Origin of the sequence: Rhizobium sp. Root1203, assembly GCF_001424945.1 — a bacterium.
Taxonomy (GTDB): Bacteria; Pseudomonadota; Alphaproteobacteria; order Rhizobiales; family Rhizobiaceae; genus Rhizobium.
Window position 1 is genome coordinate 25,428 of sequence record NZ_LMCW01000028.1, and the last position, 23,430, is coordinate 48,857.

Annotated in this window: 19 protein-coding genes and 4 pseudogenes; 9 read left to right on the plus strand and 14 right to left on the minus strand. The window is 55.3% G+C overall.

Going from position 1 to position 23,430, the window contains the following annotated elements:
- Positions 1-216 precede the first annotated feature (216 nt).
- Positions 217-480: a DUF6522 family protein gene (locus tag ASC97_RS35570; protein ID WP_057470697.1), complete on the plus strand. Its 264-nt coding sequence runs from the start codon at positions 217-219 to the stop codon at positions 478-480.
- 208 nt (positions 481-688) lie between these two features.
- Here ASC97_RS35570 and ASC97_RS23160 read toward each other — a convergent pair whose 3' ends face one another.
- From ASC97_RS23160 to ASC97_RS23195, 9 genes and pseudogenes are all read right to left on the minus strand, one after another.
- Positions 689-2,509: an ABC transporter ATP-binding protein gene (locus ASC97_RS23160; RefSeq protein ID WP_057470698.1), complete on the minus strand. Its 1,821-nt coding sequence runs from the start codon at positions 2,507-2,509 to the stop codon at positions 689-691.
- A 728-nt stretch (positions 2,510-3,237) separates the two neighbouring features.
- Positions 3,238-3,390: a hypothetical protein gene (locus tag ASC97_RS35575; RefSeq protein WP_244481555.1), complete on the minus strand. Its 153-nt coding sequence runs from the start codon at positions 3,388-3,390 to the stop codon at positions 3,238-3,240.
- Between the two features lie 117 nt (positions 3,391-3,507).
- Positions 3,508-3,740, minus strand: a pseudogene (locus ASC97_RS35580) (IS3 family transposase); the annotation flags it as partial.
- A gap of 80 nt (positions 3,741-3,820) precedes the next feature.
- Complete coding sequence (locus ASC97_RS23170; RefSeq protein WP_057470699.1) at positions 3,821-4,156, minus strand: hypothetical protein; 336 nt, start codon at positions 4,154-4,156, stop codon at positions 3,821-3,823.
- 72 nt (positions 4,157-4,228) lie between these two features.
- Positions 4,229-4,747 carry a hypothetical protein gene (locus ASC97_RS23175; RefSeq protein ID WP_057470700.1) on the minus strand — a complete coding sequence of 173 codons (519 nt, stop codon included), beginning with the start codon at positions 4,745-4,747 and terminating at the stop codon, positions 4,229-4,231.
- Between the two features lie 588 nt (positions 4,748-5,335).
- Entirely contained in the window at positions 5,336-5,608 is a 273-nt protein-coding gene (locus ASC97_RS23180) for a hypothetical protein (protein WP_057470701.1), read from the minus strand.
- Between the two features lie 138 nt (positions 5,609-5,746).
- Complete coding sequence (locus tag ASC97_RS36065) at positions 5,747-5,968, minus strand: hypothetical protein (RefSeq protein WP_338012537.1); 222 nt, start codon at positions 5,966-5,968, stop codon at positions 5,747-5,749.
- Positions 5,969-6,162: 194 nt separating this feature from the next.
- Positions 6,163-6,378: a hypothetical protein gene (locus ASC97_RS23190; protein ID WP_057470702.1), complete on the minus strand. Its 216-nt coding sequence runs from the start codon at positions 6,376-6,378 to the stop codon at positions 6,163-6,165.
- A 124-nt stretch (positions 6,379-6,502) separates the two neighbouring features.
- Positions 6,503-6,712 (minus strand): cold-shock protein, encoded by a 210-nt coding sequence (locus ASC97_RS23195; protein ID WP_057470751.1) that lies wholly within the window; start codon positions 6,710-6,712, stop codon positions 6,503-6,505.
- A 280-nt stretch (positions 6,713-6,992) separates the two neighbouring features.
- On the opposite strand from ASC97_RS23195, the pseudogene ASC97_RS33360 reads away from it, so the two are divergent.
- The 3 genes and pseudogenes from ASC97_RS33360 to ASC97_RS23210 all read left to right on the plus strand — a co-directional run.
- Positions 6,993-7,253: pseudogene (locus ASC97_RS33360) on the plus strand (catalase-related domain-containing protein); the annotation flags it as partial.
- 298 nt (positions 7,254-7,551) lie between these two features.
- On the plus strand, positions 7,552-11,154 hold the full coding sequence (locus ASC97_RS23205) for a hybrid sensor histidine kinase/response regulator (protein ID WP_057470704.1): 3,603 nt from the start codon (positions 7,552-7,554) through the stop codon (positions 11,152-11,154).
- 489 nt (positions 11,155-11,643) lie between these two features.
- Positions 11,644-12,747: an NADH:flavin oxidoreductase/NADH oxidase gene (locus ASC97_RS23210; protein WP_057470705.1), complete on the plus strand. Its 1,104-nt coding sequence runs from the start codon at positions 11,644-11,646 to the stop codon at positions 12,745-12,747.
- 432 nt (positions 12,748-13,179) lie between these two features.
- Here the strand turns inward: ASC97_RS23210 and ASC97_RS23220 are convergent.
- Positions 13,180-13,461, minus strand: a pseudogene (locus tag ASC97_RS23220) (DsrE family protein); the annotation flags it as partial.
- A gap of 187 nt (positions 13,462-13,648) precedes the next feature.
- A pseudogene (locus tag ASC97_RS36310) lies at positions 13,649-15,144 on the minus strand (integrase core domain-containing protein).
- 691 nt (positions 15,145-15,835) lie between these two features.
- Here ASC97_RS36310 and ASC97_RS23240 point away from each other — a divergent pair.
- Positions 15,836-16,330, plus strand: a complete 495-nt coding sequence (locus ASC97_RS23240; protein ID WP_057470708.1) for a hypothetical protein — start codon at positions 15,836-15,838, stop codon at positions 16,328-16,330.
- A gap of 3 nt (positions 16,331-16,333) precedes the next feature.
- Here the strand turns inward: ASC97_RS23240 and ASC97_RS36315 are convergent, their stop codons facing one another.
- Positions 16,334-16,711 carry a helix-turn-helix domain-containing protein gene (locus tag ASC97_RS36315; protein ID WP_057470709.1) on the minus strand — a complete coding sequence of 126 codons (378 nt, stop codon included), beginning with the start codon at positions 16,709-16,711 and terminating at the stop codon, positions 16,334-16,336.
- A 104-nt stretch (positions 16,712-16,815) separates the two neighbouring features.
- On the opposite strand from ASC97_RS36315, the gene ASC97_RS23250 reads away from it, so the two are divergent.
- Together ASC97_RS23250 and ASC97_RS34190 are read left to right on the plus strand one after the other, a co-directional pair.
- Positions 16,816-17,295: a YccF family protein gene (locus ASC97_RS23250; RefSeq protein WP_057470753.1), complete on the plus strand. Its 480-nt coding sequence runs from the start codon at positions 16,816-16,818 to the stop codon at positions 17,293-17,295.
- Between the two features lie 168 nt (positions 17,296-17,463).
- Complete coding sequence (locus ASC97_RS34190) at positions 17,464-18,264, plus strand: HNH endonuclease (RefSeq protein WP_156390437.1); 801 nt, start codon at positions 17,464-17,466, stop codon at positions 18,262-18,264.
- 13 nt (positions 18,265-18,277) lie between these two features.
- Here ASC97_RS34190 and ASC97_RS23260 read toward each other — a convergent pair whose 3' ends face one another.
- Both ASC97_RS23260 and ASC97_RS23265 read right to left on the minus strand, forming a co-directional pair.
- Entirely contained in the window at positions 18,278-18,919 is a 642-nt protein-coding gene (locus ASC97_RS23260) for a recombinase family protein (protein WP_057470711.1), read from the minus strand.
- Positions 18,920-19,403: 484 nt separating this feature from the next.
- Complete coding sequence (locus ASC97_RS23265) at positions 19,404-19,733, minus strand: sunset domain-containing protein (RefSeq protein ID WP_057470712.1); 330 nt, start codon at positions 19,731-19,733, stop codon at positions 19,404-19,406.
- Positions 19,734-20,114: 381 nt separating this feature from the next.
- Here ASC97_RS23265 and ASC97_RS23270 point away from each other — a divergent pair, with 381 nt between their 5' ends.
- On the plus strand, positions 20,115-20,933 hold the full coding sequence (locus ASC97_RS23270) for a hypothetical protein (RefSeq protein WP_156390438.1): 819 nt from the start codon (positions 20,115-20,117) through the stop codon (positions 20,931-20,933).
- Entirely contained in the window at positions 20,926-23,154 is a 2,229-nt protein-coding gene (locus tag ASC97_RS23275; protein ID WP_156390439.1) for a tetratricopeptide repeat protein, read from the plus strand. Before ASC97_RS23270 ends, ASC97_RS23275 begins: the two co-directional genes overlap by 8 nt.
- The last annotated feature ends 276 nt before the right edge of the window (positions 23,155-23,430 follow it).

The following is a 23,430-nucleotide window of genomic DNA, read 5'->3' on the forward strand; positions in this document are numbered from 1 at the left end:
ACCACCCCGGGTGGAGGAGAGCCCGACTTCAGCAAATTATTGGCCCTATCTGCGAAATCGCGGCAGCGGTATCCAGCGACGAGGGCTTGGGCCATTTGCTCGTATTAAAATATCGGAATACGATGTAGAAGCTTGGAAACAGGCGCCCGCCCTGCCACATTAACTTACAGGACGCATCGTCCGCGATGTTGTTACTCGGATCACGGAGGCGAAAACGTGAAATTCATAAGGGACGCGGACGGCAATTTTGTCGTCGAGGCCGAACAGGTTGCGTCTAAATTCGGGCTGACACCAGAGGCCATGCGGAACCATTTGAAGAGGGGAGCGCTGGTCAGCGTTGTGGAGAAAGGGACCGGCGCGGATGACGGCAATAGTCGCTTGTCGCTCCGGTTGGGAAACCGAACGTGGCGGGCCATCATCGGCCCAGACTTCGAAGTTGTCGCGGAGGAACAGCTCTGGTGTTCTGCAGGGCATCGTTGAAGACCAGAACGGAAGCTGGGGATAGCGCGCGGAATTTGCGCGCCTTTGCGGTGCTTACCGTCGTTGGCTTACGGTCAAGCCGATGCAGGCCCGGGATGGTGTGCCGCGAGAACGGCTGCTCGCCGCCATCCCCACGGCCACGCACGCGCTCCGGCTTTCTGGCGTGTGATTTGTCCCGGGGGCCGGGGGCCTCTTTCATAAACTCCTCTCAGCTGACCAGCCCTTCGCGCGCAATTCCCCTTGTCAGCTCCAGCGCCTGGCGCTCGAACAGCCCGCGATAGATCCCGCCTTTACGCCGAATGAGGCTGGTATGGGTGCCTTCCTCGGCGATATGTCCGTGCTCAAAGACCAGCAAACGGTCCAGAGCGCGCACAGTCGACAGTCGGTGAGCAACGACGAGTGTCGTGCGTCCCTCCATAAGCTTCTCCATCGCCTGCTGAATGAGCATTTCTGATTCCGAATCGAGGCTCGAGGTCGCCTCATCGAGGATCAGGATCGGCGCATCGGCCAGGAAAGCGCGGGCAATGGCGATTCGTTGCCGTTCGCCGCCGGAAAGCTTGATGCCGCGCTCACCGACAAGCGTCGCATAGCCCTGTGGAAGGGCCTCTATGAAATCATGGGCGCTGGCGAGCCGCGCAGCCGTCCTGATCTGCACTGGCGTGGCCGTAGGCCTGGCATAGGCGATATTTTCCGCCAGCGAGCGGTGAAACAGGATGGGTTCCTGCTGCACGATGGCGATCTGGCGGCGAAGAGAGGTCTGCGCCACCTTGGAAATATCCTGCCCGTCGATCGAGACCGTGCCTTGGTTGATGTCATGCAGGCGCTGAATCAGCTTCACGAAGGTCGTCTTTCCGGAGCCGGAATGGCCGACGAGACCAACTCGCTCACCCGGTTTAATGGTGACCGAGAAATCCTTGTAGAGTGGGGAATGGTGATTGCCATAATGGAAGGTGACATGATCGAACGTGATCAGGCCGGCCTTCACTTGGAGAGCTGGCGCGCCCGGAACGTCCTCCACGCCCAAAGGCTGCGCATGGATGGTGACAAGCTCCTCCATGTCGTTGACCGAGCGCTGCAGGTTGCGGATATGCATGCCGATTTCACGCAAATAGCCCTGAAGGATGAAAAAGGAAGTCAGGACGAAGGTGATGTCGCCCGCATTGGCCTTGCCGTTGGCCCATAGCCAAAGGGCAAAGCCAAGGACGCAGCCGCGCAACAGGGTGAGCAGCGTATTCTGCGATGTGCCGTTCAGGGTGCCCCGCGTCCAGGTGCGCCTTGTGCGATCCTGCCACTTGCGCGTGACCGAGGAGAGACGCTTGTCCTCCCGGTCTTCAGCGCCGAAGGCCTTGACCACAGCGTTGCAGGTCACCGCATCGGCTAGCGCGCCGCCAAGGCGCGTATCCCAGCTATTGGCAATGCTGGCCATCGGCGCGACATAGCGCAGAGCCATCGTCGCCGTGAACGCGATAAAGAATACGGACCCGGCGCCAACCAGCAATCCCATCATCGGCCAGTACCACGTCATCAGAATGGTCGAGCCGATGAGCATCACCAGCGACGGAAACAGCGCGACGAAGACGGTGTCATTGAGCAGGTCGAGCGCCCACATTCCGCGCGTCACCTTGCGAACGGTGGAGCCACCAAAACTGTTGGCGTGCCAATCGCTCGAAAATCGCTGAATATGGAAGAAGGAATTCGCCGCGATCGCCGACATCGACTTCAGCGTGAATCCGATAATGGCGGTGAACGTGGCATGCCGCAGTATGACGGCGCCTACTGACAATGCCATCAGCCAGCAGAAGGCGTTGAAGGCATTGTTCCACGTTACGGCGTCGCTGGCCTGCCCGGACACCACGGCATCGACCAGCCTGCCCGAATACAAGGGCGTCAGCACATCCGCAAATGTAGACAGCATCGCTGTGAACAACATGAAGGCGGCGCGGCCCGGCTGTTGCTTCCAATGAGCCCAGCAAAAACGGAAAACGCTGCGAAAAGCACCGCCGCGGCGGGATTTTAAACCAAGAGCCATTGATGTATCCGGCGTTCGCCGGCTCCGTCATCAGGAAAAGGGTGTCCGCGCAAAACCGCGCGAAATGGTTTGGTGAGGAACGTTCGACGGAAGGGTTAGCACCGGTCCATCAGGCTCTGTCGCGTTGGGAAAACGCTACCGGCTTCCGGCGATATTAGCGGAAGCCACTGGGGAGTTGGAAAAATCAGCCATCGAAAACTCCCTGAAACCGTGTTGGTGATATTCAACCCTAGATCGGCTTGACAGCCAAGACAAGTCAAATTCGGCGATATTTTCGGCTAATTCTAAGATGCGACATCGTTGCAACTCGGCCAGTTTCGAGGAGCTCTCCGAAAAGAAATTTAGTCGCCATCAGCGGAGACCCCCCTCATCGTACCTGGGGCAATGTTGTTTGACCTATTTCTCCGAATGGACGTTTCGGCTTGACCGGAATGCGCTGAACGCTCGACGTACTCTTGGTATACAAGCGGCGCAGGAGCATTGCGGAATCGGCGCGTCGAAGCACAGCAATGCCGGCATCGCAATGTAAATTGCGGAGGAGCGAGAGGATGATGGGGGCCGCACGAAATGACTCACCTCGCTGTTCCCGATCGGCGTCAGCACATCTTCGATCCATTTCATGAATGCGCGGGACTCGGCGCGGCAGATTGTTCCGATGTATTACGACGGTGGGTACTGGGATCGCCCGGCGACGAAAATCAGGCATGATATCCACAAGCGCGCCACTCTCAAAATATCGGCGAATCCCCAACAGTGGGGGCTTGAATCAAGCCAAGCCCGGCGAGGGCCGCGGCGTCGTAGGCGTGCGCGCTGTTGAGGTGCAGCGCACCTAGCAACTGAAGCGTCGCGTAGCTGTCGCCATCCGGATGATTCTCATCCATGGGGTCTTGCGCCCAGTATTGTCGAAAAATGAATTGTCCGGACCCCGGCGGTGGTGATCTTCCAGCGATCGGGGGACGCCCACAGAGCGCCAGATAGGCGGCGCCAGGAAATCCCGGGAACACATCCTGCCTAGCATCGTCTCTCGAGCGGTAGAACTTCGGCGTGTCCACTGTCGCTTCAACAGGTTGAAGAAGCTCTCAGCCAGAGCATTGTCGTGGCCGGCTCATCGAAAATGAACCAGATTTGAGGTGTCTCAGAACGATGCCAAGTCCATGCTGGTGAATTGGGATCCCTGACCCGAGTACATCAGAACCTTTTCCTTTGGCTTGCGACGCCAGAGAGCCGTGAGTCATGCACGCGAAGCTGATCGGCATTGGATTGATGCTAGCGTCGTCCATTTGTTGCGTGTGGTGAAGCCATCTTATGGCATCAAGTCTCTTGTCCGGGAAAGAGGGATGCCGCCGCGTTCACCTCGGTACGCATCGCGTCGAGCGATCCTCGGAGCACGCGGATGTCGGCACTGAGAGCGGGCGCGGCCTGCTGTTGCTCCCAGTAGAGGAGAGTGTCATGCCATCCTGCCGCGGTCTGAAGCAGTCGTCGCATCCGTTGAAGCGTACGTTCATCCATCTGCATGGCCGCCCGCTCTGCGTTGTGGGCGAGTTCAACAAGATCGTTCGCCTCCTCTCCCCAGACCGGGAGGGCAACGCGCAGCTTTGCCATCTGTTTTTCGATATCGTCAACTTGAACTTGTTCCATCGCGGCCATCGTTGTCTCCGTGTTTGATAGGAGTCATCGCGTGATGCGCCGGCCGGCTCATCTTGTGCGACTACTGATGCCTCAGATCCGGCGTAGATCGATACGGCTTGTGATGACGGGCTTGCCTGTCTTCTGATCCATATCTACCGTCGTGAGACGCATGCCGGAGGCTCCAATTTTTTCAATCGTCATCTGTGCTTTCCTGTCGCCGTTCACTTCTTTCGCCCACGTGATGCCGAGATTTATGGTGTCGCCGGCGCGCTGTCCGCCAAGTCCTGCGGTGCCAGTCCCCGCGCCAACATACGAACCGGTGTATCTGCCACCGCTCACCTTCAGGTCCGCAAAGATTGCGCGAGAGAAGATGGCAAGGCTCGTGCATTTGCCGCCAAGAGAAAGCGAAACAGCAGTCGTGTCGGACGTGAAGCGACAGTTGACATTGATGGTCGGCGCATTGACGCGAACCTTCACGGTTCCCTTTCCGCTCCAGTTACCGGAAAGCGACTTCAGGAAGGGGGCCTCGTCGGCAAGAGCGATACCGCCCGATAAGAGTGCGAGCGATGTAACCGCAATCGACAGGGACTGCGTAAGGTAACGGTTCATGAGGAATTCTCTTTCGGATCGCGGATCACACCGAAGTCGACGTGCGTTGATCGTAGAGGGAAGATATAGTTGCAAACCCTGCGGCTGAGCGTTTGTTCCACCGGCATCCAAAGTTTCGCATCCTGCTTGGGGCGGCCGCGGCCGAGCACATGCTTGCAGCCGGAGCCCGTAGCACCCACGATGAAGCGGCGGGCAAGCGCTGAGATACCCGACCGCGGCGTGTTCGTTCCGAACCCTATGATACCCGTAAAATTACCGAAACTCTGAAGAGGATGGCGGCCTGAAGGCCTGAAGGGGGACAATACATCTGTCCAAACTTAGCATCGAGAGCGCTACGCACCTTGCGGGCAAGTTCTCCGAGTGTCGTCGTTTCTTGCTGTTCGGCAACTTGGAGTGAAGATAGTGCCCGACAAAGACGGGCGCGATCAGATCCTCGGCGTGGCGTCAAGCCGAACTGTGGAGCCCTGGTCCAACTCCCGTCTCTTCTGAGACAAGCTGACGAGCGTAACGCGGGCGGTCATAGTGCGAAATCGCCACGCTTGCCGTCTAACGAACGGCTGGTGCCTTCGTCGAATCCGACACAGGAGCTTAGGCACGATCATAGGTAAAAGAAGTCAAAAGCGTCGTGACGAAGTTGCTCGCCCTTTCCTTGACAACTACTTCCGTCCATTCGTCTGTGCCACGCAGACGAAGATCGGTATAGATGCTGTCGACGGCTGCTTCTTCGATGCGCTTGATATGTGTGTTGAACGCAATCTCACCGCCGGTCTTGTATATGTCCCTGATGACCATGCGCAAAATTTCCTGGATGGCGATCTGCCACGCGGTATTGATAGCTTGGAGCTCGTTATCCTGTTTCATAAGAAGTCCTTCGATGGGGGAACTGACAGCCCGACAAAGCGGAAGAGATTACTCGCGCCACCAAGTCTTCACATGTAGTGGCATTCCTGCGGTGCCTCGGGATCCATGGGCCATGGGTATAAAAGCGTGTATGGACGGTTAAGCCTGTCTCGCCTTGCGATCGGCGTAGAGCCTGTCGCGTTCGGCCTTTCGTGTCGCCTCATCGTCAACCATCCGGGCGATAAGTGCGTTCTCTTTTGCCAGGCGGGTATCCTCTTCGCCCTGAACACCTGCGTTCGCAGCAACTTGCTGTTTAGCGGCCTCTGGTACAAGTCGTTGCCCCTCCTCAAGCTGGAACCGCTCGCGCTCAAGGCGCCTCACTTCCGTGCCTCCATGGCGACCCGCGCGGCTTGCCTTGCCAACCGCGTAGGCTCGGCGGCAGCATTTGACGCTTGGTAGGTGTTCAGGAGAGTTAATTTGGCATCCGTTGCTGCGGTGCGTAGGTCGGATAGATCGTATCTGCGTGTGTTCCTCAAACTTTTATCCTGATGATCGTTCGCAAGGGGTCAGCTCGCCTAGGCGTGTTTCGCAACGAGCGCGCCCGTTGCCGAAGCTCGATCCTGAGCTTCCTTGGCAAGGCGCGCCTCGCGAAGCCGTAGCGTCTTCGCTTCCCTGGCAAGGACGATGGAATCGAGTTCTTCAACTGCTCTGTCTTTTGCGAAAAACTGCTTTTGCACTTCGCCGAAGGCAATCTCCGCCCGCTGGCGGGGCCTGCTGTATGTCTGTGTCATGGATTTCCTAAAAGGCTCGTTCACGAGCCAAAACAAAAAGGCCAGGCGAGAGCCTGGCCTTGACGTTCAGTACGCTTCCGGCAGTGCCAGTACATCCGTGGTCAAGGCGGAAGCAAAGCACCAATCAAGCGGACTGCAGGTTGCAGGCCGACATTTTGCCCGACTTGTTGTCGCGCTCAAGCTCAAAACCGATCTTCTGGCCTTCGACCAGTTCGCGCATTCCGGCGCGTTCGACGGCAGAGATGTGAACGAAGGCGTCAGAGCCGCCATTGTCAGGCTGAATGAAGCCGAAGCCCTTGGTGGAATTGAACCATTTTACTGTGCCTGTGGTCATGATGAACCCTTTCAAAGCATAGAGTGAGGACCGTGAAAGCGAGGCTTCACGGTGGGTGATAACGACTATTTTTGAAAGGAAGTTCGAATAGAGCGTGGTGCCAATCGCGCGGTAGACAAAGTTCGGCAAGCAAAAGATCGATGGTGGTTATGTACCCGACCGAGCTTTCGAGGTCAACCGCTAGTTTTTGAAACGATTGCTTTCTGCCATGGGTTGCCTCGACGATAGATGCAGCCGATTGGATCGCATGAGTCGTACTTGGACATCGTATGGCAGGTTGCATCAGCCAAACTCGCATGGCGAAGGACCGCGGGAGTCTCCGGTGCAAGGCTATCGCCACTTCCGCGCCGAAGAACAAGGGCAGAAGGTTCGCCTCCGCCCGGAGAGCTTCGCCGACCACTACAGCCAGACGCGCCAGTTCTATGTTAGCCAGACCCCGCCCGAGCAACGGCACATCGCAGCCGCATTGACTTTCGAGCTCAGCAAGGTGGAAAGTGCCGTGATCGGCGAGCGCATGGTCTTGCACCTTCTGAACATCGATGGGCGGTGTCGCAAGAACCGTAATCTATCGCCGCCCGTTGGCGCGCATCTCGAACGCGTAATGATCATCCTACGTCCACGCGGGCCGGAAAATCGGTTGTCCGATGCTGCCTGGCACGGGCTATCGCCTAATTCCTTATCGACTAGGCCGAGCACCGGCGGATTCAAACGCCGCAAACAGCCCGATCGGTCGAACAAACCTTCTCACCTTGACAAGGGCCGGGGATCGCCTCGGCCTCGGCACTGCCTCTCGGTAGGCACTCTTCCGTTGATCTGGAATCTCGTCTAATAACGCCTTCATGAGCCTAGAAAACGACGCTTTTAAATTCCTTGCACATGACGGCGAACTCGCGCGGCTTATCGCCGCTCGAGATTGGTCCGGCACATCGCTTGGTTGCCCGGGCACATGGCCCCAAAGCCTCCGCACCACCGTGGCATTGATCCTGCAGTCTCCCGTTCCGATCGTCACGCTTTGGGGTGAGGACGGCGTGATGATCTACAACGATGCCTATTCCGCCTTCGCTGGGGAACGTCACCCCGCTCTGTTGGGGTCGAAAGTTCGCGAAGGCTGGGCTGAAATCGCCGATTTCAATGACAATGTCATGCGTGTTGGGTTGGCCGGCCGAACGCTGCGATACGCGGATCAGGAACTCTCGTTAAATCGCACGGGAACGCCCGAGCCCGTCTGGATGAATCTAGACTACTCGCCGATCATCGACGAAGACGGTAAGCCGTGCGGTGTCATCGCGATCGTGATCGAGACGACATCCAAGGTAAAGGCCGAGCGAGCGCTTGCCGCAAGCGAAGAACAGAGCCGACAGATCATCGACGGCGCGGTGGATTATGCAATCATCGCTCTCGACCTGGAGGGCAGGGTCCTGCGCTGGAACGAGGGTGCGCACCGAATATTCGGCTGGACACAGGACGAAGTGTCGGGACTGCATTGGGAGATGCTGTTCACGCCACAAGACAGAGCGGCCGGCAAGCCGCGCGAAGCTATGGATGCGGCCTTGAAGGCCGGCAGCGCCCATCATGATCGATGGCATCAGCGCAAGTCGGGCGAGACCTTCTGGGCCAGTGGCGAGATCAGCCAGTTGCGCGACGGCGAGGGGAAGCCGATTGGTTTGATAAAGGTTCTCCGCGACCAGACCGATCAGTACAAGGCCGTTCAGGCTCTTGCCGACGCCGAGGCAAGACTTCGCCGTGCGCAGGAGGCTGGCGGGGTGGGGGTGTTTTCGCTCGACCTTCAGACGAACATATTGAGCCCGACACCTGAGTTCTGCAGCATCTATGGCCTCGAGCTGTCGGATGCCATCCCCATTTCCAAGATCCAGGGGCTCGTCTTCGACGAGGATCAGGAGATCGCTTCGAACCCGGATACTAGGAGAACGGGGACTTCGCCGCTGACGGTCGAATACCGCATTCGTCGTTCCGACACCGGCCAGAAGCGCGTCGTAGCCCGACGCGGAGAATTTGAGTTCGCTGCCGACGGCAAACCGCTCCGGTTCGTCGGTGTCGTCCAGGACGTGACAGAGCGGCGCAAGGCGCAACGCGAGTTGCGCGAGAGCGAGTCCCGCTTCCGGGCGCTTGCCCAAGCCATTCCCAACCACGTGTGGACGGCTTCGCCCGATGGGCTGCTCGATTGGTTCAATGACCGCGTATACGAGTATGCTGGTCATAAGCCGGGGGAACTCGACGGCGCGTCGTGGGTATCGATCGTCCATCCCGACGACGTCGTGGCCACAGCGGAGGCGTGGAAGCAGGCGATTAGTACCGGAGTAACGTATCAGACAGAGTTCAGACTGCGTCATGCGTCCGGGGCCTTTCGCTGGCATATCGTACGTGCCATTCCGATCAAGGACGACGATGGTGTTATCCTTCGCTGGATCGGCACCAATACAGAGGTCGAGGAACTCCGTGCCGCACGGGAGAAACTTCAAGCCCTCAATCGAACGCTTGAGCAACGCGTTGCCGAGCGCACCGCTGATCGAGACCGAATGTGGCGACTTTCCACTGATGTCATGCTTGTAACCTCGTTCGACGCTACCATCACAGCACTCAATCCTGCCTGGACAACGATCCTCGGATGGACGGAGGAAGACCAGATCGGCCGATCCTTCATGGATCTAGTCCATCCCGACGACCGCCAAGCTACCCTGGACGAGTTGGGTAAGCTCGCCGAGGGCATCACCACTTTCTCGTTCGAGAACCGTTTTAAAACCAAGGGTGGGTCCTACCGAACGATCTCCTGGACGGCCGTTCCCGGCGAAAACCTCATTCAAGCGGTAGGGCGGGATGTCACCGAAGAACGGGAAGCTGCCGCAGCACTTCGCCAGACCGAGCTTGCATTGCAGCAGGCCCAGAAAATGGAAGCGATCGGCAATCTGACCGGAGGCGTTGCGCACGACTTCAACAACCTTCTGCAGGTCGTGGCAGGCAACCTGCAGCTCCTGTCGAAAGACGTCGTCGGAAACGAAAAGGCCGAAGGTCGCATCGCAAACGCCCTCGCTGGCGTCAACCGTGGTTCGAAGCTAGCGTCGCAACTCCTGGCTTTCGGCCGACGACAGGCGCTCGATCCCAAGGTTGTCAACATCGGCCGCCTTATCCGTGGCATGGACGAGATGCTCAGGCGCACGATCGGCGAGGGCGTCGAAATCGAGACGATAGCGTCGGGGGGCCTATGGAACTCGCTTGTCGATCCGATGCAAGTCGAAAACGCGCTCCTTAATCTCGCTATCAATGCCCGCGATGCGATGGAGGGCTTCGGAAAGCTGACGATCGAAGTTGGCAACGCCTATATCGACGACACTTACGCCAGCCTTCACGACGACGTCCAGACGGGACAGTACGTGGTCCTGTCGGTCACCGATACCGGCAGCGGCATGTCGCAAGAGCTAATGGCGAAGGTCTTCGAGCCGTTCTTCTCGACGAAGCCCGAGGGCAAGGGAACGGGCCTGGGGCTTTCGATGGTATATGGCTTCCTCAAGCAATCGGGTGGGCACGTCAAAATTTATAGCGAACTGGGCCACGGCACGACGGTGAAGATGTATCTACCGCGGTCGTTGCAACAGGAGGACGTGGAGGTCGAACGGCACGATGCGCCCGTCGAGGGAGGGCGCGAGACGATCCTCGTTGCCGAAGACGACGACGCCGTGCGAGCTACCGTCGTCGAGCTCCTTCAGGAACTGGGATATCGTGTTTTGAAGGCGCCGGACGCAACCGCCGCATTGTCGATTATCGAAAGCGGCCTGAACATAGATATGCTGTTCACCGACGTTGTGATGCCGGGTCAATTGAAGAGTTCGGAACTTGCGAGGAAGGCAAAGGAGCGCCTACCGGACATTGGCGTGCTATTCACCTCCGGCTATACCGAAAATTCCATCGTCCATGGCGGTCGCCTCGATCGGGGCGTTCAACTTCTCTCAAAGCCCTATAGCCGGGAGCAGCTCGCTAGAAAGATACGGCATGTCCTCAATAGCCGAGAGGAAGGCAAAGCCACAGAGCCGTCGGCTCCCGATTTGGGAGCTGCTGCGTCTGCGGTAGATGATCAGGTTACGAAGCGCAGGATCCTTCTGGTCGAGGATAACGATCTCATTCGGATGGCGACCGCCGACATGCTGGCCGAACTCGATTGTCAGGTGACCGAGGCGGCCTCTGCCGAGGATGCTTTGATGATGCTGGGACAGGGCACTGTCGACATCCTCGTTACAGATCTTGGTCTGCCCGGCATGTCCGGTGAAGCGTTCTGCCGCGAGGTTCGCCGGCGCTGGCCACGAATTGGTATCGTCTTCGCAACAGGTATGGATCGTGGGCCCGAACTAGAGGACGTCTCAAGAACGGCGTTGTTGCCGAAACCGCACGGACTGGAAGAGCTACGTGCGGTACTGGAGGCGGTGGGCTAGACGAAATCCGGGCATTCGCGTCCTACCAACCTCCAATGTGGGAGATAGCGTTGCCGTTGGTTCCGGAACCCAGCCTGTCGGGCGCCGACGCCGACAGGCTGCTGGACGTTGTGCGGAATGGAGAGATTTACGCCAAAGATCATGGGAAGCGGAAGACTGGGTGAACGTCTGACGTACGCGCCCAAAAAAGCGTTTTATTATCAGATACTTATTTTTGAGACGTGTTGTGATGCCTTATGGGACGTATGAGAATGAATTCATTAATATAAGCAATAGTTTTTATTGTGTTTTAGCGGACTGACTGTCGCGGCCATGATCAAGACGGCAGTCGAAGCGGCGACAAATCATTTGAAGAACAGATGCGGCCGAAAGTCGGTACTTTATGCGCAATAGGGGGTGACCCTGAGGGTGTAATTATGACTATGATGGCTTACGACATTCCCACTGTCGAGAGTGCTCGCCTGAAACGCCAAACCTGCAAGGAGTCCAATGTCCAGCCCCGTACTCTTTTCTCCGTTTCGCGTCGCCGGACTTGAGCTTGCCAACCGGATCGTCATTGCCCCGATGTGCCAATATTCGGCGCAAGATGGCTGCATGACCGACTGGCACCTTATCCATCTTGGTCAGCTTGCTCTGTCGGGTGCTGGGCTTCTCACCATCGAAGCGACGGCCATCTCGCCCGAGGGCCGGATCACCTATGGCGATGTTGGGCTGTATGATGAGGCCACGGAGGCTGCCATGGCGCGGACGCTGGAGGGTATTCGCCGTTACTCGGATATGCCTATCGCGATCCAGCTCGCTCACGCTGGCCGAAAGGCGTCTACTGACAAACCGTGGCTTGGGGGAAAGCAAATTGCCCCTGATTACGAGAATGGTTGGCAAACGGAGGCGCCGTCGTCAGTGCCGTTTGTTCCCGAGTACGTCCCGCCGTCAGCTCTGGATCGTGACGGACTAAAGCGCGTTCGTGACGCCTTCGTCGCATCGGCAAGACGCGCTGCCAATATCGGCATTGATGCCGTCCAGCTGCATGGTGCACATGGCTATCTCCTGCATCAATTTCTTTCGCCGCTTTCTAATCTGCGGACCGACGACTATGGCGGGTCGCTCGAAAATCGAATGCGATTTCCTCTGGAGGTCTTTGATGCCGTTCGGAGTGCGTTCCCGGAGGGCAAGCCGGTGACGATGAGAGTATCAGCAACCGATTGGGTCAAGGGCGGCCTTGAACTGATAGAAGTTATCACCTTCGCGAAGGAGCTTGAGGCGAGTGGATGTGACGCAATCCATGTGTCGAGCGGTGGCTTGGATGCGAAGCAATCAATCCCAGTCGGTCCGAACTACCAGGTGCCGCTCGCGCGGGCCATCAAGAGCGAAGTTAGCATTCCAGTAGTGGCTGTGGGCTTGATCACGGAGCCCGCCCAAGCCGAGGCAATTGTGGCCACAGGTGACGCAGATCTCGTCGCGATAGCACGGGCGGTTCTCTATGACCCGCGTTGGCCGTGGCATGCGGCCGCCGCGCTCGGAGGCCAGGTGTGGGCGCCACCTCAATATCTGCGGTCTCAGCCCTCGCAGTATCGGAATTTGTTTAGAGCTTGAAGTGTCTAGCTAACACGATCTGGATGTAAGGCCCTCAGACCAGATATGCAGAGCGCATTTCGGGATGTTCCTGAGGACCTTCATCGAACCTGATAGGCAGCCAGAACAACTCCCCCAAGATTCGGGGAGACCGGCGTTCGTGAAACTCCGAGGTTCCGTTGATAGTGCTTCGTCATAGCCTTCAGGCGGCGCTCGAAAGCATCCTTTCCTGGAGCGCCAGAATCCTGGAACCTGTTCTCCCACTCCAGCGGAAATGCCTTCAGCATCATCATTGCGCTCCGCCGCGAGAACTCACGCTTGATGGCGGCCCTCATCGTTTCCCAGAAGCCTGGCATGGGATGGGGAATGACCAGCCGATGGAAAACGACGATCGATCCGTAATCGAGCGGGTTCTCTCATCCTTCGGACCTCTTGCGGTCGGGGCCGACGCAACTACGCCTCTGTGATTTTTACGAACCCCTGTTGAACAAGCTGAATCGTTCGCGCCATCGCATCCGTATTGATCTTCACGTTCGGAAGGAGGTCGGCATTGCCCCAGCAATTTGCCTCCGCAGTGGCCCCGCACAACTCAATCTTGACACCAAGCTGCATGAGGGAGGCAATCAGATCCTTGTTGGGATTTCCCGCAGCGATCTTCCGTGAGGCGTTATACGCTTCGTCATGCAGCGTGAGGTGACCCGCGTTCGTGTGGAATACCACTATCACTTCGGAGTCAGTGACGTTGCCCCCAAGTTTTATCCAGTTTTGAGTTCGCTCCAGCGGTTTTGGGTTGCTGTATTCGGGGCGGTAGCGGCGGGTTGCGGTGCGGAGCCATTNTGTTTTATCGGCGGTTAGATCATTTGAGAACACCCGCGGCGCCGGTTGCTTTTGCACTCGGTCGTCCTGACGTTGCCCCCAAGTTTTATCCAGTTTTGAGTTCGCTCCAGCGGTTTTGGGTTGCTGTATTCGGGGCGGTAGCGGCGGGTTGCGGTGCGGAGCCATTCCGGCTGCGCAGCACCGCATCACGTCGCGGGTTGATTGTCTGAGCGAACTCGGCAGGCGTCATCCAGCCAAGTCCAGAGTGTGGTCGATGATCGTTGTAATCGCTGCGCCAGTTTAAAAGTGCTGATCGAGCGTGGGTCAGTGACGAGAAGAGCGTTTCATTCAGGAACTCATCTCGCAGCCGCCCATTGAAGCTTTCGATGAAGGCGTTCTGGATCGGCTTGCCGGGTGCRATGTAGTGCCATTCGACTGTCGTCCGSTCGGCCCATTGCAGGATCGCGTTGCTGGTGAACTCACTGCCATTGTCGCTGACGATCATCTTCGGCTTACCTCGTCCCTCAATGATCCGGTCCAGCTCACGGGCAACCCGCAGGCCGGAAAGGGACGTATCGGCGACTGCCATTGTCGCTGACGATCATCTTCGGCTTACCTCGTCCCTCAATGATCCGGTCCAGCTCACGGGCAACCCGCAGGCCGGAAAGGGACGTATCGGCGACGAGAGCCAGGCACTCCCTGGTGCAATCGTCCACGACCGTAAGCACCCGGAACCTGCGACCATCGGTGAGTTGATCCGATACGAAGTCCAGCGACCAGCGATCATTGGCGGTAAGCGGGATCAGCATCGGTGCTCGTGTGCCTATCGCTCGTTTCCGTCCGCCGCGCTTGCGCACCGTCAGCTTCTCTGAAGTCCAGCGACCAGCGATCATTGGCGGTAAGCGGGATCAGCATCGGTGCTCGTGTGCCTATCGCTCGTTTCCGTCCGCCGCGCTTGCGCACCGTCAGCTTCTCTTCCCGATAGAGCCGGAAGAGCCGCTTGTGGTTCACAAGGTGCCCCTCACGCCTGAGCAGCACATGAAGGCGTCGATATCCAAAGCGGCGACGTTCATGCGCCAGCGCCTTCATCCGCTCGCGAAGGTCATGGTCATCGCTGCGCCTGGTTTCGAAGCAGCACATGAAGGCGTCGATATCCAAAGCGGCGACGTTCATGCGCCAGCGCCTTCATCCGCTCGCGAAGGTCATGGTCATCGCTGCGCCTGGTTTCGTAACGGATCGTCATCCGGCAAAAGTCCATGGCTTTACACGCCCGCCGTTCGCTCATCTGGTGGTGATCCATCAGATGAGTGACAGCTTTCCGCCTTGCTGCGGGCGTCACCACTTCTTTCCCAAAAGGTCTTTCAAAGCGGCATTGTCGAGCATCGCATCTGCCAGGAGCCGTTTCAGCTTCGTGTTTTCGTCTTCCAGCGTCTTCAACCGCTTGGCCTCGGACACGTCCATGCCGCCAAACTTGGCTTTCCATTTATAGATACTGGCATCGCTCACGCCGTGCTTGCGACAAAGCTCCGCGACAGGCGTGCCCGCCTCGTGCTCCCTCAGAATGCCGATGATCTGTTCGTCTGTGAAACGGTTGCGCTTCATTCTCTGGTCCTCTCAATGGGCCAGAGCTTACTTCAAAATGGATTATTTCAACGGGGCAAGGTCANTCCCTCAGAATGCCGATGATCTGTTCGTCTGTGAAACGGTTGCGCTTCATTCTCTGGTCCTCTCAATGGGCCAGAGCTTACTTCAAAATGGATTATTTCAACGGGGCAAGGTCAGCAGCAGAGTTAGAAAGAATTTCACATGGCTTTCTTTCGGAATGGATCTCGTTGATCGGACGAAGGAAGCAAATAACGGCTCTCGCGTTGGCCGTGTCTTTTGACGAAACTGGCCGCTATTATTCGAACTCTGGACTGCAAATTGAAGAATTTGCCAGTTTGGTGCACTTCGGAAAAGGCCGTGACGTAGTTAGGAAACTTGGGCTCCCTCCCCTCGCCTTTGAACTTCTGAATAAGGAGACACACTTCGTACGCGAGAAGGCCTTCTACGACGACTTGGTAGCGTATCTACTGACCAATCCCCCAGAGCGGCAAATCCAAGCCCTTAAAGGCACAGTAATTTTCACAAGCGGGTCCCTGAATGCCGTGCGTGTTATCGATCCGGCAGTACTAGGAGCATCGGTACTCTCTTTTATCCCCGACACACATTCGGCGCGTATTCTCAATTCCCACATTGATTTGATGAAGGCCCTTGGTGCTTCAAGTGCCAAGCTTAGGAGCTACGTCGATCGGTGTCGCAACTCTATAGTGTGGCTATCGAAAAGATTTATCAGCCCGAGGAGGTTTTCTTCTCAGCTCCCTTTGATATTGATCCGAGTTTATTTGGAAGACTTCCGCTCCCCGGTCCGCCGGCAGAGGACAGCGATAAGATCACCTTCCTCAAAACGGACGAGGAAATGAGACTGGCTGGCAAAAGACTAGGGAACTGTCTTGACGATATGATTTTCGACGTGGCGAACGGCGAACGGTATTATTGCGTTTGGACAGGCACCCCTGAAGTCGTAATCGAACTATTCAACGACGCACCAACCGGCTTTAAAATTGGGCCCATGAAGTTGGCACGCAATAAGGAGGTTCCCGAGCATCTTCTACGTGAGATCGCAAATGAACTCGTGCTACTCGGAATCAAAGATTTGCCTTCATGGCGATTGCCACTGACCGACCTGTTGCGATCGCCACACGTGGATGACGCAAAGGCCTATTGGGCTGGCCTCAGGGTGGCTTAGCTCTTAGTTCTTGTTCAGTTTCGCGAGAAGAGAAATTTGCTCCAGGGCGATCGCAAGGTGATTGTCAGGCAGGGTCGCCAGTATCGAATTTGCGCGTGAGAGCAACCGGGCGCGCTCATCAGAAATCATTCCATCATCAGCGTGCATTAGTTGGTCAAGTGAGACACCCAGCGCGGAGCTAATCGATGCCAACGTTTCTATCGTTGGTATATTAACCCCGCGTTCTATTTGCGAGATCGCGTCTTCTGACCTGTCGACTAACTCACCAAGGCTTCGTTGCGTCAGGCGTCTCGCCTTCCGCAATTCTCTTATCGACTTCCCTATGTCCCTGCTTGACGCCATCGCCGAACATCGCTTCGCGACAGTCAAAAAAGAACCCATATACGCTACGGCTAAATTCCGTAGTTTACTACGTTTTTTGATGGACGAATACTGTGATGTGGTCTATAAGCGCTGCACCGCGAGGGTTTGAAGAGAGGGATAACATGAGACTAGTTGGAAATATAATCTGGTTTGTCTTTGGGGGCATTTGGCTGGCCGGAATCTGGCTTATAGGTGCAGCGCTCTTTGCAGTTTCAATTATTGGTTTGCCTATCTCAAGAGCAGCTGTCGAAATGGCTAAGCTTTCGGCGTTTCCGTTTGGGAAAGACGTTGTTCATATTCGTGAAATCGATGCGAAAGGCGTGACCGCGCTAACCGCAGCGACTGGTACTATTGGGTTCGTCGCCAATGTCGCCTGGCTTTGCTCATTCGGCTGGATTCTCTTTCTGGCTTATCTCGTTGCCGGGGTGATCAACTGCTTCTTTATCATTACGATCCCCTTTGGAATTCAATCATTCAAGCTCGCTGGCCTTTCACTTTGGCCAGTCGGGCGCCGAGTTGTGTCCAAGGAATTTGCACACGAGGTTCGCCGTCTCAACGCATCCAATAGGCTTTCAAAGCTACGTGGCGGCGCCGTCGCATAGACAGATAAATCGAAGCCATCGCGGGCAGAGAACAGCGCGCGATGGGAATTCCCCAAGATCGCCTACCTGGATCATAACCGGGGCGGTATTAATATCCCAATTTATGCTTGCGCAAGTATACAAGTCTGATCCAAGCTGGCCCCTTCTATAAACGGGCGGGGTACGCAGTTGACGCAGCAGTATACGGTTATTGTCGAAAACGATCTAACTCAGTGGGAGGACGATACCGGTTCTCGGTACCATTTCCCTCGCCGATATTCGCGATTGCTGACGCCTGGCACGCTTCTGCTACATTACAAAGGGAGATTGCGCGACAAAGAGTTTGCCTCTAGGCGCATGTCACCGGATCCTCATTATTTTGCCTTTTCAATCGCTGGCTCTCACTCTCCTGATCCCAAGAGCGAGAAGGGTGATCTGTTTGTTACTATTGAAAAGTACACACCTTTTTCACAGGCCGTTCCACATCGACTTGCCGGAGAGACACTGGAGACAATCCCAGACGCGCGTAAGGACAATTTTTGGCGTGATGGTGTTCGCCAGTCGAGTTACGATGTCTTCCGGGCCGTAGCGGGGATTGCAGGCATGGATGTTATCGATGCCGTCGAGGACATTGGATCTGATGATGGTTTGACAACGGTTGGTGAAGAAGGCGGCAAGAAAGTTGTCTACGGTACTCGATTTGAACGTGATCCCAAACTGCGCAACGAGGCCGTCCGAATTCACGGCACGCAATGCCTGGCCTGCGAAATGGACCTCAAATCTGTTTACGGTGAAGTTGCGAATGGCTTTGTCCACATCCACCATCGCAAGCCCCTTTCAGCGACAGGCAGGACCATTGTGAATCCAAAAACTGACCTCGTGCCGCTTTGCCCAAACTGCCACAGTATCGCACATCTTGGAAACTCGCTTAGGTCGGTCAATGTCATAAGGGCGCTTCTCGGCAAATCGGCGATAACGCTTGGAGATTAGCCGCCCCCTGCTTTCAGGAGCTCGATCTCAGTCCAGGCAGGTGCTCCTCCCTTATTCGCTTAGCAAGCCTAGACAACGTCGAGGTCGAAACCCCCGTCGCATTCACGATTTGCGACCAGGTCTGTCCGCCCTTGAGCATACCTATTAGAGCTGCATTTCGCTTCGTATCCTCTGGTCTTCCTTTAAACGCACCGCGGGCTTTGGCCTTCTCGATACCTTGGTTTTGGCGGCGTCTGCGATCCTCGTAATCCTTGCGCGCAATTGCGGCCAACATATCGAGCATCATTCCATTGATGGCATCGAGCATTCGCGACGAGAATTCATCACCGGCGTGAATTAGTTGATAGGATGTCGGAAGATCGAGAGAAACCACCCGAACGCGCTTCGCAGCAATCGCAGCCTTGAGATTGGCCCAGTCATCGCCGTTCAATCGGCTCAGGCGATCTACCTGCTCCACAAGAAGCACGTCACCTGCCTGGCAATCCGCCAGGAGCCGAAACAGCTCAGGACGCTTCAGCGAAGTCCCGCTCTCGTTCTCTATGTATCTCGCGGCAATTTTAAACCCGCGTTCCTCAGCGAAATTTTGGAGTTGTGATCCCGCTCGGGTAGCGTCCTGTTCTTTGGTCGACGCGCGCAAATAAGCCCGAATGAACATATGAACACGACCCTCACTTCGTTTTTTCTACTTCGATAGATATCGCTTCGTTTTATATAGTCAATGCGGCTTATCGAAGTACTCGTCCGGCATCCTATCAAGACTTCGTTTTAAGCATACCTTTTCAAAGTGGCATCACACACGCGCGTGGGATGGATATCCTACACCTGGTTGAACCGGGAAGGTGAAAGAACCCTATTGCCGCTGTGAGGGCGGTGCGCCGGCTAAAGGGTTGCGGCGACTTGTGGGCCGCGACGGCCGACGTCGATATAATCTTGCTTCGAGAAAGCGGCTGTTGCCGGCCTAGAAGCCTCGCCCGGTATCACGACTGGCGCTCGACCATCGTGGGGACCCAATCTTTTATGCTGACCAGCACTCAAATCACAGCCGCGGTTCGTCCGGTTTTTTTGCGTTTCAGCAATACGTTCTAATTTTTCATAGGCGGTCGCGATCCGGGCTTCCCCTGGACCTTTCGACAACACCTTTAGTAACCAGCTCTACGCCATCCAGCAGCACGCGCTTCGGCTTCCGAGCAAAACCAGCGCTCGCCATACTCCGGCGAAATCTTTGTGACGTCGTAGTGCTGGCCGGGAACCTGATAGATGCGCTCGCGACTGATGATGCTGACATTGCCCTTGATACTGCAAGTCGAGCCCCTTTGGACGATTACGCCGTTTTCAATGATCATCGGGCGTGGCGAAACAGAAAATAAATTTGCAATCGGTGCACTCATAGAATCTGGCAACACGGTGTAGCCATCGGCCCCCAAGAATGCTGCTACCGAACCGAATGCTACAACCGCTGGAAATTTCATGTTGCACCCTCAATGACCTCTCAAGGTTGTAGCATTCGGGGTTTGCTGTTGGATTTAAGGTTTCGCTAAAATTCGGGATATCGGCGCACCGCTTTATCATTTCCGACGGAAATCAATGATCCCAACAACTCCAACCAGCGTCACCGCTCATCGGAATAAGTACAGTAGGAAATCGTCGGCCAGGTCAATTAGGCATCGCGTTCCTTCATGTACAGGGTACAGCATACCTTTTCCTCATCGAGAATGAGCATGCGTTGTTCCCGCATCACGCCTTGAACCATTGCGACCGCATTCTGTCTACGCCTCGCCGACTGAAGAGTTACTATCACGCACATTCAACTTATGATACGTCCAATAGAGCTGAGTCTAACGGGTGAATTCATGGGCGAGCGTAGTTACTCCGATTTTAAATCGCGAAGCGTTGAGGGGTACGAGCTGTTCTTTGAGATAGAGGTAGTGCTAAGGGAGCTCATCACAAGAAACCTGGAGCAGCAGTTCGGCAAGAAGTGGTTAAAGCAAGCACTGCCACCCGACATTAGAAAGCGCATATCTGACGGGTTGGAATACGAGCGATCTATTCCTTGGGCGAAACTTGTCCCGCATTCTCCCCTCTATTATTCGGATTTTCCGCACCTGCGTATTCTTATTGAAATGGGCGGGAACTGGACTTTGTTCGCGGAAACCTTTCGCAACAAAGATGGCGTACGAGTCCACCTGGGCGAACTGGAGGCAATTCGAAACAAGATTGCCCACCTAAGATATCTCACAGACCGCGATCTAGCTTACCTCAGGACTGCTCGTGATAGAATAGTCGGGTGCATCCCGCCGACAGACCTTAAGCGGTTGATGCAATCTGCCGCAGCCCACGTACCTATCACCGCTTACCTCGCTCGTCTCGTTGACGCAATCGAAGGCGCGCTTGTCGCAATGAGGTTGGGTAAGACATACACGGACTATCAATCCGAAATTTTCGATGCTCTCGACCAATGGTGGTTCGAAGACGCCTATCTAGGGCGGTCGACAGAGAGAATCAGAGCTTTTTCTATGCTGTTAGAAGGTTACCAAGGACTTCCCTCGGGCTTGGGCCAAGCCCTCAAAAAGCGCCAATGGATAGAGGAGCGAGAAGCCGTGCAATTCGGAATACATGCCGTCGACGACCTTAGGCAAATGCTAACCACTGCGGAACGGTTCGATGCTTGAGAAACTTAGAGACCTGCCAAATCCCTATGATTTCGCCAACCCGGTTTCAGAGGAGAGGTCATTTTATGGGCGATCCTCTGAAACCTCGGACGTTATCTATTATTTAAATCACGCAAAGAACACGAACCGACCAATCCATTTAGCTCTGGTGGGCGCCCGCGCATCTGGAAAAACCAGCTTTCTAAACATGGCCGAATTAGAGGCAAAGCGCCGAGATTTTTGCCCGGTGCGGATCAATCTCAACGAAGGTGACGTCCTTACAGATCTCGATTTTTTTAGAAAAGTATTGAGCGCTATAATTATGGCGGCGTTTGCTGCTGGAGCGTTCGGAGGTCGGAAAGGCGCTGCATTTTTCCACTACCTCGAGCTGACCGCGTCAGGTGAAGTTAAAGACGTTGAGCAAATTCCTTTTGTGAGCGCGATCCTGATTGCCCAAGCATTAAGAGCGGGCAATAAACTTCTCAACGTACCGGATGAAATTGTTACGGATGACCTTATTACCATTTCTGCAGAGGTAAAAAAACCAATAATATTACTGATTGATGAGTGCAATGTCTTAAAAAACAATCGAATAATACTCGAGAAACTCAGAAACATATTTATGAATCTACCTGGGTATATGCTTATGTTCGCAGCAACCGAGGACTTCTTTCCAATTATGGACGACGTCTTCTCTCCGATCATGAGACAATTCAAGAGGATTGATATTGGCCCGTTTAAAGGCGATGACGACGTTCGCCAATGCGTTCAACGACCCCTTGAAAGATTTGCTCTCACGCCACGAGACATTAGAACGCTTGCGTCTTCCTCCTTTATAAAAGAGGTCGAGGCTCTCTCAGCCAGAAAGCCCTATGAAATACAACTCATCTGTCATGAACTGTTTCGACGTTGCCAGGAGGGTAAGGCAAAGCGATTTAGCCTCAACTTGACTACCATAGAGGGTATTCAGGCTGAGCTTGCGCGGGGTCAAAATGTCAATGATCGTTCTGTAATCAAATCCGCCAGGAAGCTTAGAGCAAACTTTTTGCAGGCGCTTGAGGCCTTGTGCGGCGGCACGGAAGAACTCTCGGTCTCCGACAGTTGGCGACTAGAATATTTACTGCATGGCGAAACGCGTTGGAAGCAAGAGCAGTTTGTTCAAATAAGTGAAGAACTGGAGACCCTCGGACTTATTGTTATCGATGGTCACTCGACGAGGTTCTGCGGCGACCAATTCGACAGAGTTTATCTCAAGTACATTGCACGAAGCAAAAATACGCGAGTCACTTTGGCCGAGCTACCGGTCGAAAACTACATATTCACCTTGTTCGCCTTGGTAGCTCCAGACATTGAGGCAATGATTCCCATTGGAGGAATCACAACCGAAAGTGGTGCGCAAGACATCGCGCCTACCATTGATCTGTTGGCCGGCAAACCTGTTCCCACTGACTATGAAACAACACCACTCTTGGAAAACATGCTTACGAGTATCTTGTACCAAGGACCGGGGAAGGCTGTTCGCCTGATTGAACTACAGTTCAAATCAGACATGGCCCAGGGGCAAGCCTGGTACATCTGGCGCGAACCAGAGCATCTTGCTGGCCTGAAGAAAATAAGACGCAGATTTGACGATCTGACGGCCCGAGGGCTTGAAGTTGGCTTCGAAATCAATATCCAATCTTGGGATATAGTCGTACCGACCGCAAAGGCCGCCGCAGACACAATTCAGCTTTTAGGCGATGAGCATTTGTCAACGCGAGTCGCGAATGAATTCATGGACATGGTCACACACTATTATGTCACCCACAAAGATGGCACTAGGGCCAAAGAATTCGCGGAGGCAGCCTTCAGTCTCCAACAGAGCCGGTTGCATCAAAACGCAAACAATGTTGGGTACCTTTACATAGGCGATGGCAACTACAAGGAGGCACGGCTGTGGTTGCAAGCAGCCCTACAGTACGCTGATGAAGATGCAATTCAGCTGCACTGGTACAACAGCGGAGTGCTGCATGCACTTGTGGGCGATATACCTGCGGCCCGATTTGATTTTCTAAGAGCTAAGGATTCCAAGGGCACCAGCGCTGCGTGCTTGTATCAACTAACTATCAACGAGCAGGGAGAATTGGACAAATTCGAGGTTCTTGATCCCCTTGATGTCACACCATTTGTCGATAAAGCAATTTCCGTGCTCAATGGTTTCGGGGCAATCGGCGCCGGCGGACAGATGGCAAATCTACATTGAATGGCACACTTGTATGTCTTGCGGCTTCTCGCTGTTCACAAAATAGCTTTGGCGCCAGGAAAGCGGCGTTGACTCGAAGGCATCACCTACCCTATCCAGAGCGCGAATTTCTGCGCACGCGCAGTGCTCTCAGGCATGAAGTGTCCACCAAAATAGGTGGACACCAAATCATCGAAGAAGATGAGCAAAGACTGCTGTCGTTTCCCCACATAGCATGTCACCATCCTTCCTCACAAAACGAAACGGCTCCCTGGGGAAAGGCTCGCGAGGGTGCAT

Bases quoted from the DNA above. Each gene is read 5' to 3' on its own strand.
- ASC97_RS23160 (WP_057470698.1), bottom strand. From the start codon at position 2,509: ATGGCTCTTGGTTTAAAATCCCGCCGCGGCGGTGCTTTTCGCAGCGTT.
- ASC97_RS35575 (WP_244481555.1), bottom strand. From the start codon at position 3,390: ATGGATGAGAATCATCCGGATGGCGACAGCTACGCGACGCTTCAGTTG.
- ASC97_RS23170 (WP_057470699.1), bottom strand. From the start codon at position 4,156: ATGGCCGCGATGGAACAAGTTCAAGTTGACGATATCGAAAAACAGATG.
- ASC97_RS23175 (WP_057470700.1), bottom strand. From the start codon at position 4,747: ATGAACCGTTACCTTACGCAGTCCCTGTCGATTGCGGTTACATCGCTC.
- ASC97_RS23180 (WP_057470701.1), bottom strand. From the start codon at position 5,608: ATGAAACAGGATAACGAGCTCCAAGCTATCAATACCGCGTGGCAGATC.
- ASC97_RS23190 (WP_057470702.1), bottom strand. From the start codon at position 6,378: ATGACACAGACATACAGCAGGCCCCGCCAGCGGGCGGAGATTGCCTTC.
- ASC97_RS23195 (WP_057470751.1), bottom strand. From the start codon at position 6,712: ATGACCACAGGCACAGTAAAATGGTTCAATTCCACCAAGGGCTTCGGC.
- ASC97_RS23205 (WP_057470704.1), top strand. From the start codon at position 7,552: ATGAGCCTAGAAAACGACGCTTTTAAATTCCTTGCACATGACGGCGAA.
- ASC97_RS23210 (WP_057470705.1), top strand. From the start codon at position 11,644: ATGTCCAGCCCCGTACTCTTTTCTCCGTTTCGCGTCGCCGGACTTGAG.
- ASC97_RS36315 (WP_057470709.1), bottom strand. From the start codon at position 16,711: ATGGGTTCTTTTTTGACTGTCGCGAAGCGATGTTCGGCGATGGCGTCA.
- ASC97_RS23250 (WP_057470753.1), top strand. From the start codon at position 16,816: ATGAGACTAGTTGGAAATATAATCTGGTTTGTCTTTGGGGGCATTTGG.
- ASC97_RS23260 (WP_057470711.1), bottom strand. From the start codon at position 18,919: ATGTTCATTCGGGCTTATTTGCGCGCGTCGACCAAAGAACAGGACGCT.
- ASC97_RS23265 (WP_057470712.1), bottom strand. From the start codon at position 19,733: ATGAAATTTCCAGCGGTTGTAGCATTCGGTTCGGTAGCAGCATTCTTG.
- ASC97_RS23270 (WP_156390438.1), top strand. From the start codon at position 20,115: ATGGGCGAGCGTAGTTACTCCGATTTTAAATCGCGAAGCGTTGAGGGG.
- ASC97_RS23275 (WP_156390439.1), top strand. From the start codon at position 20,926: ATGCTTGAGAAACTTAGAGACCTGCCAAATCCCTATGATTTCGCCAAC.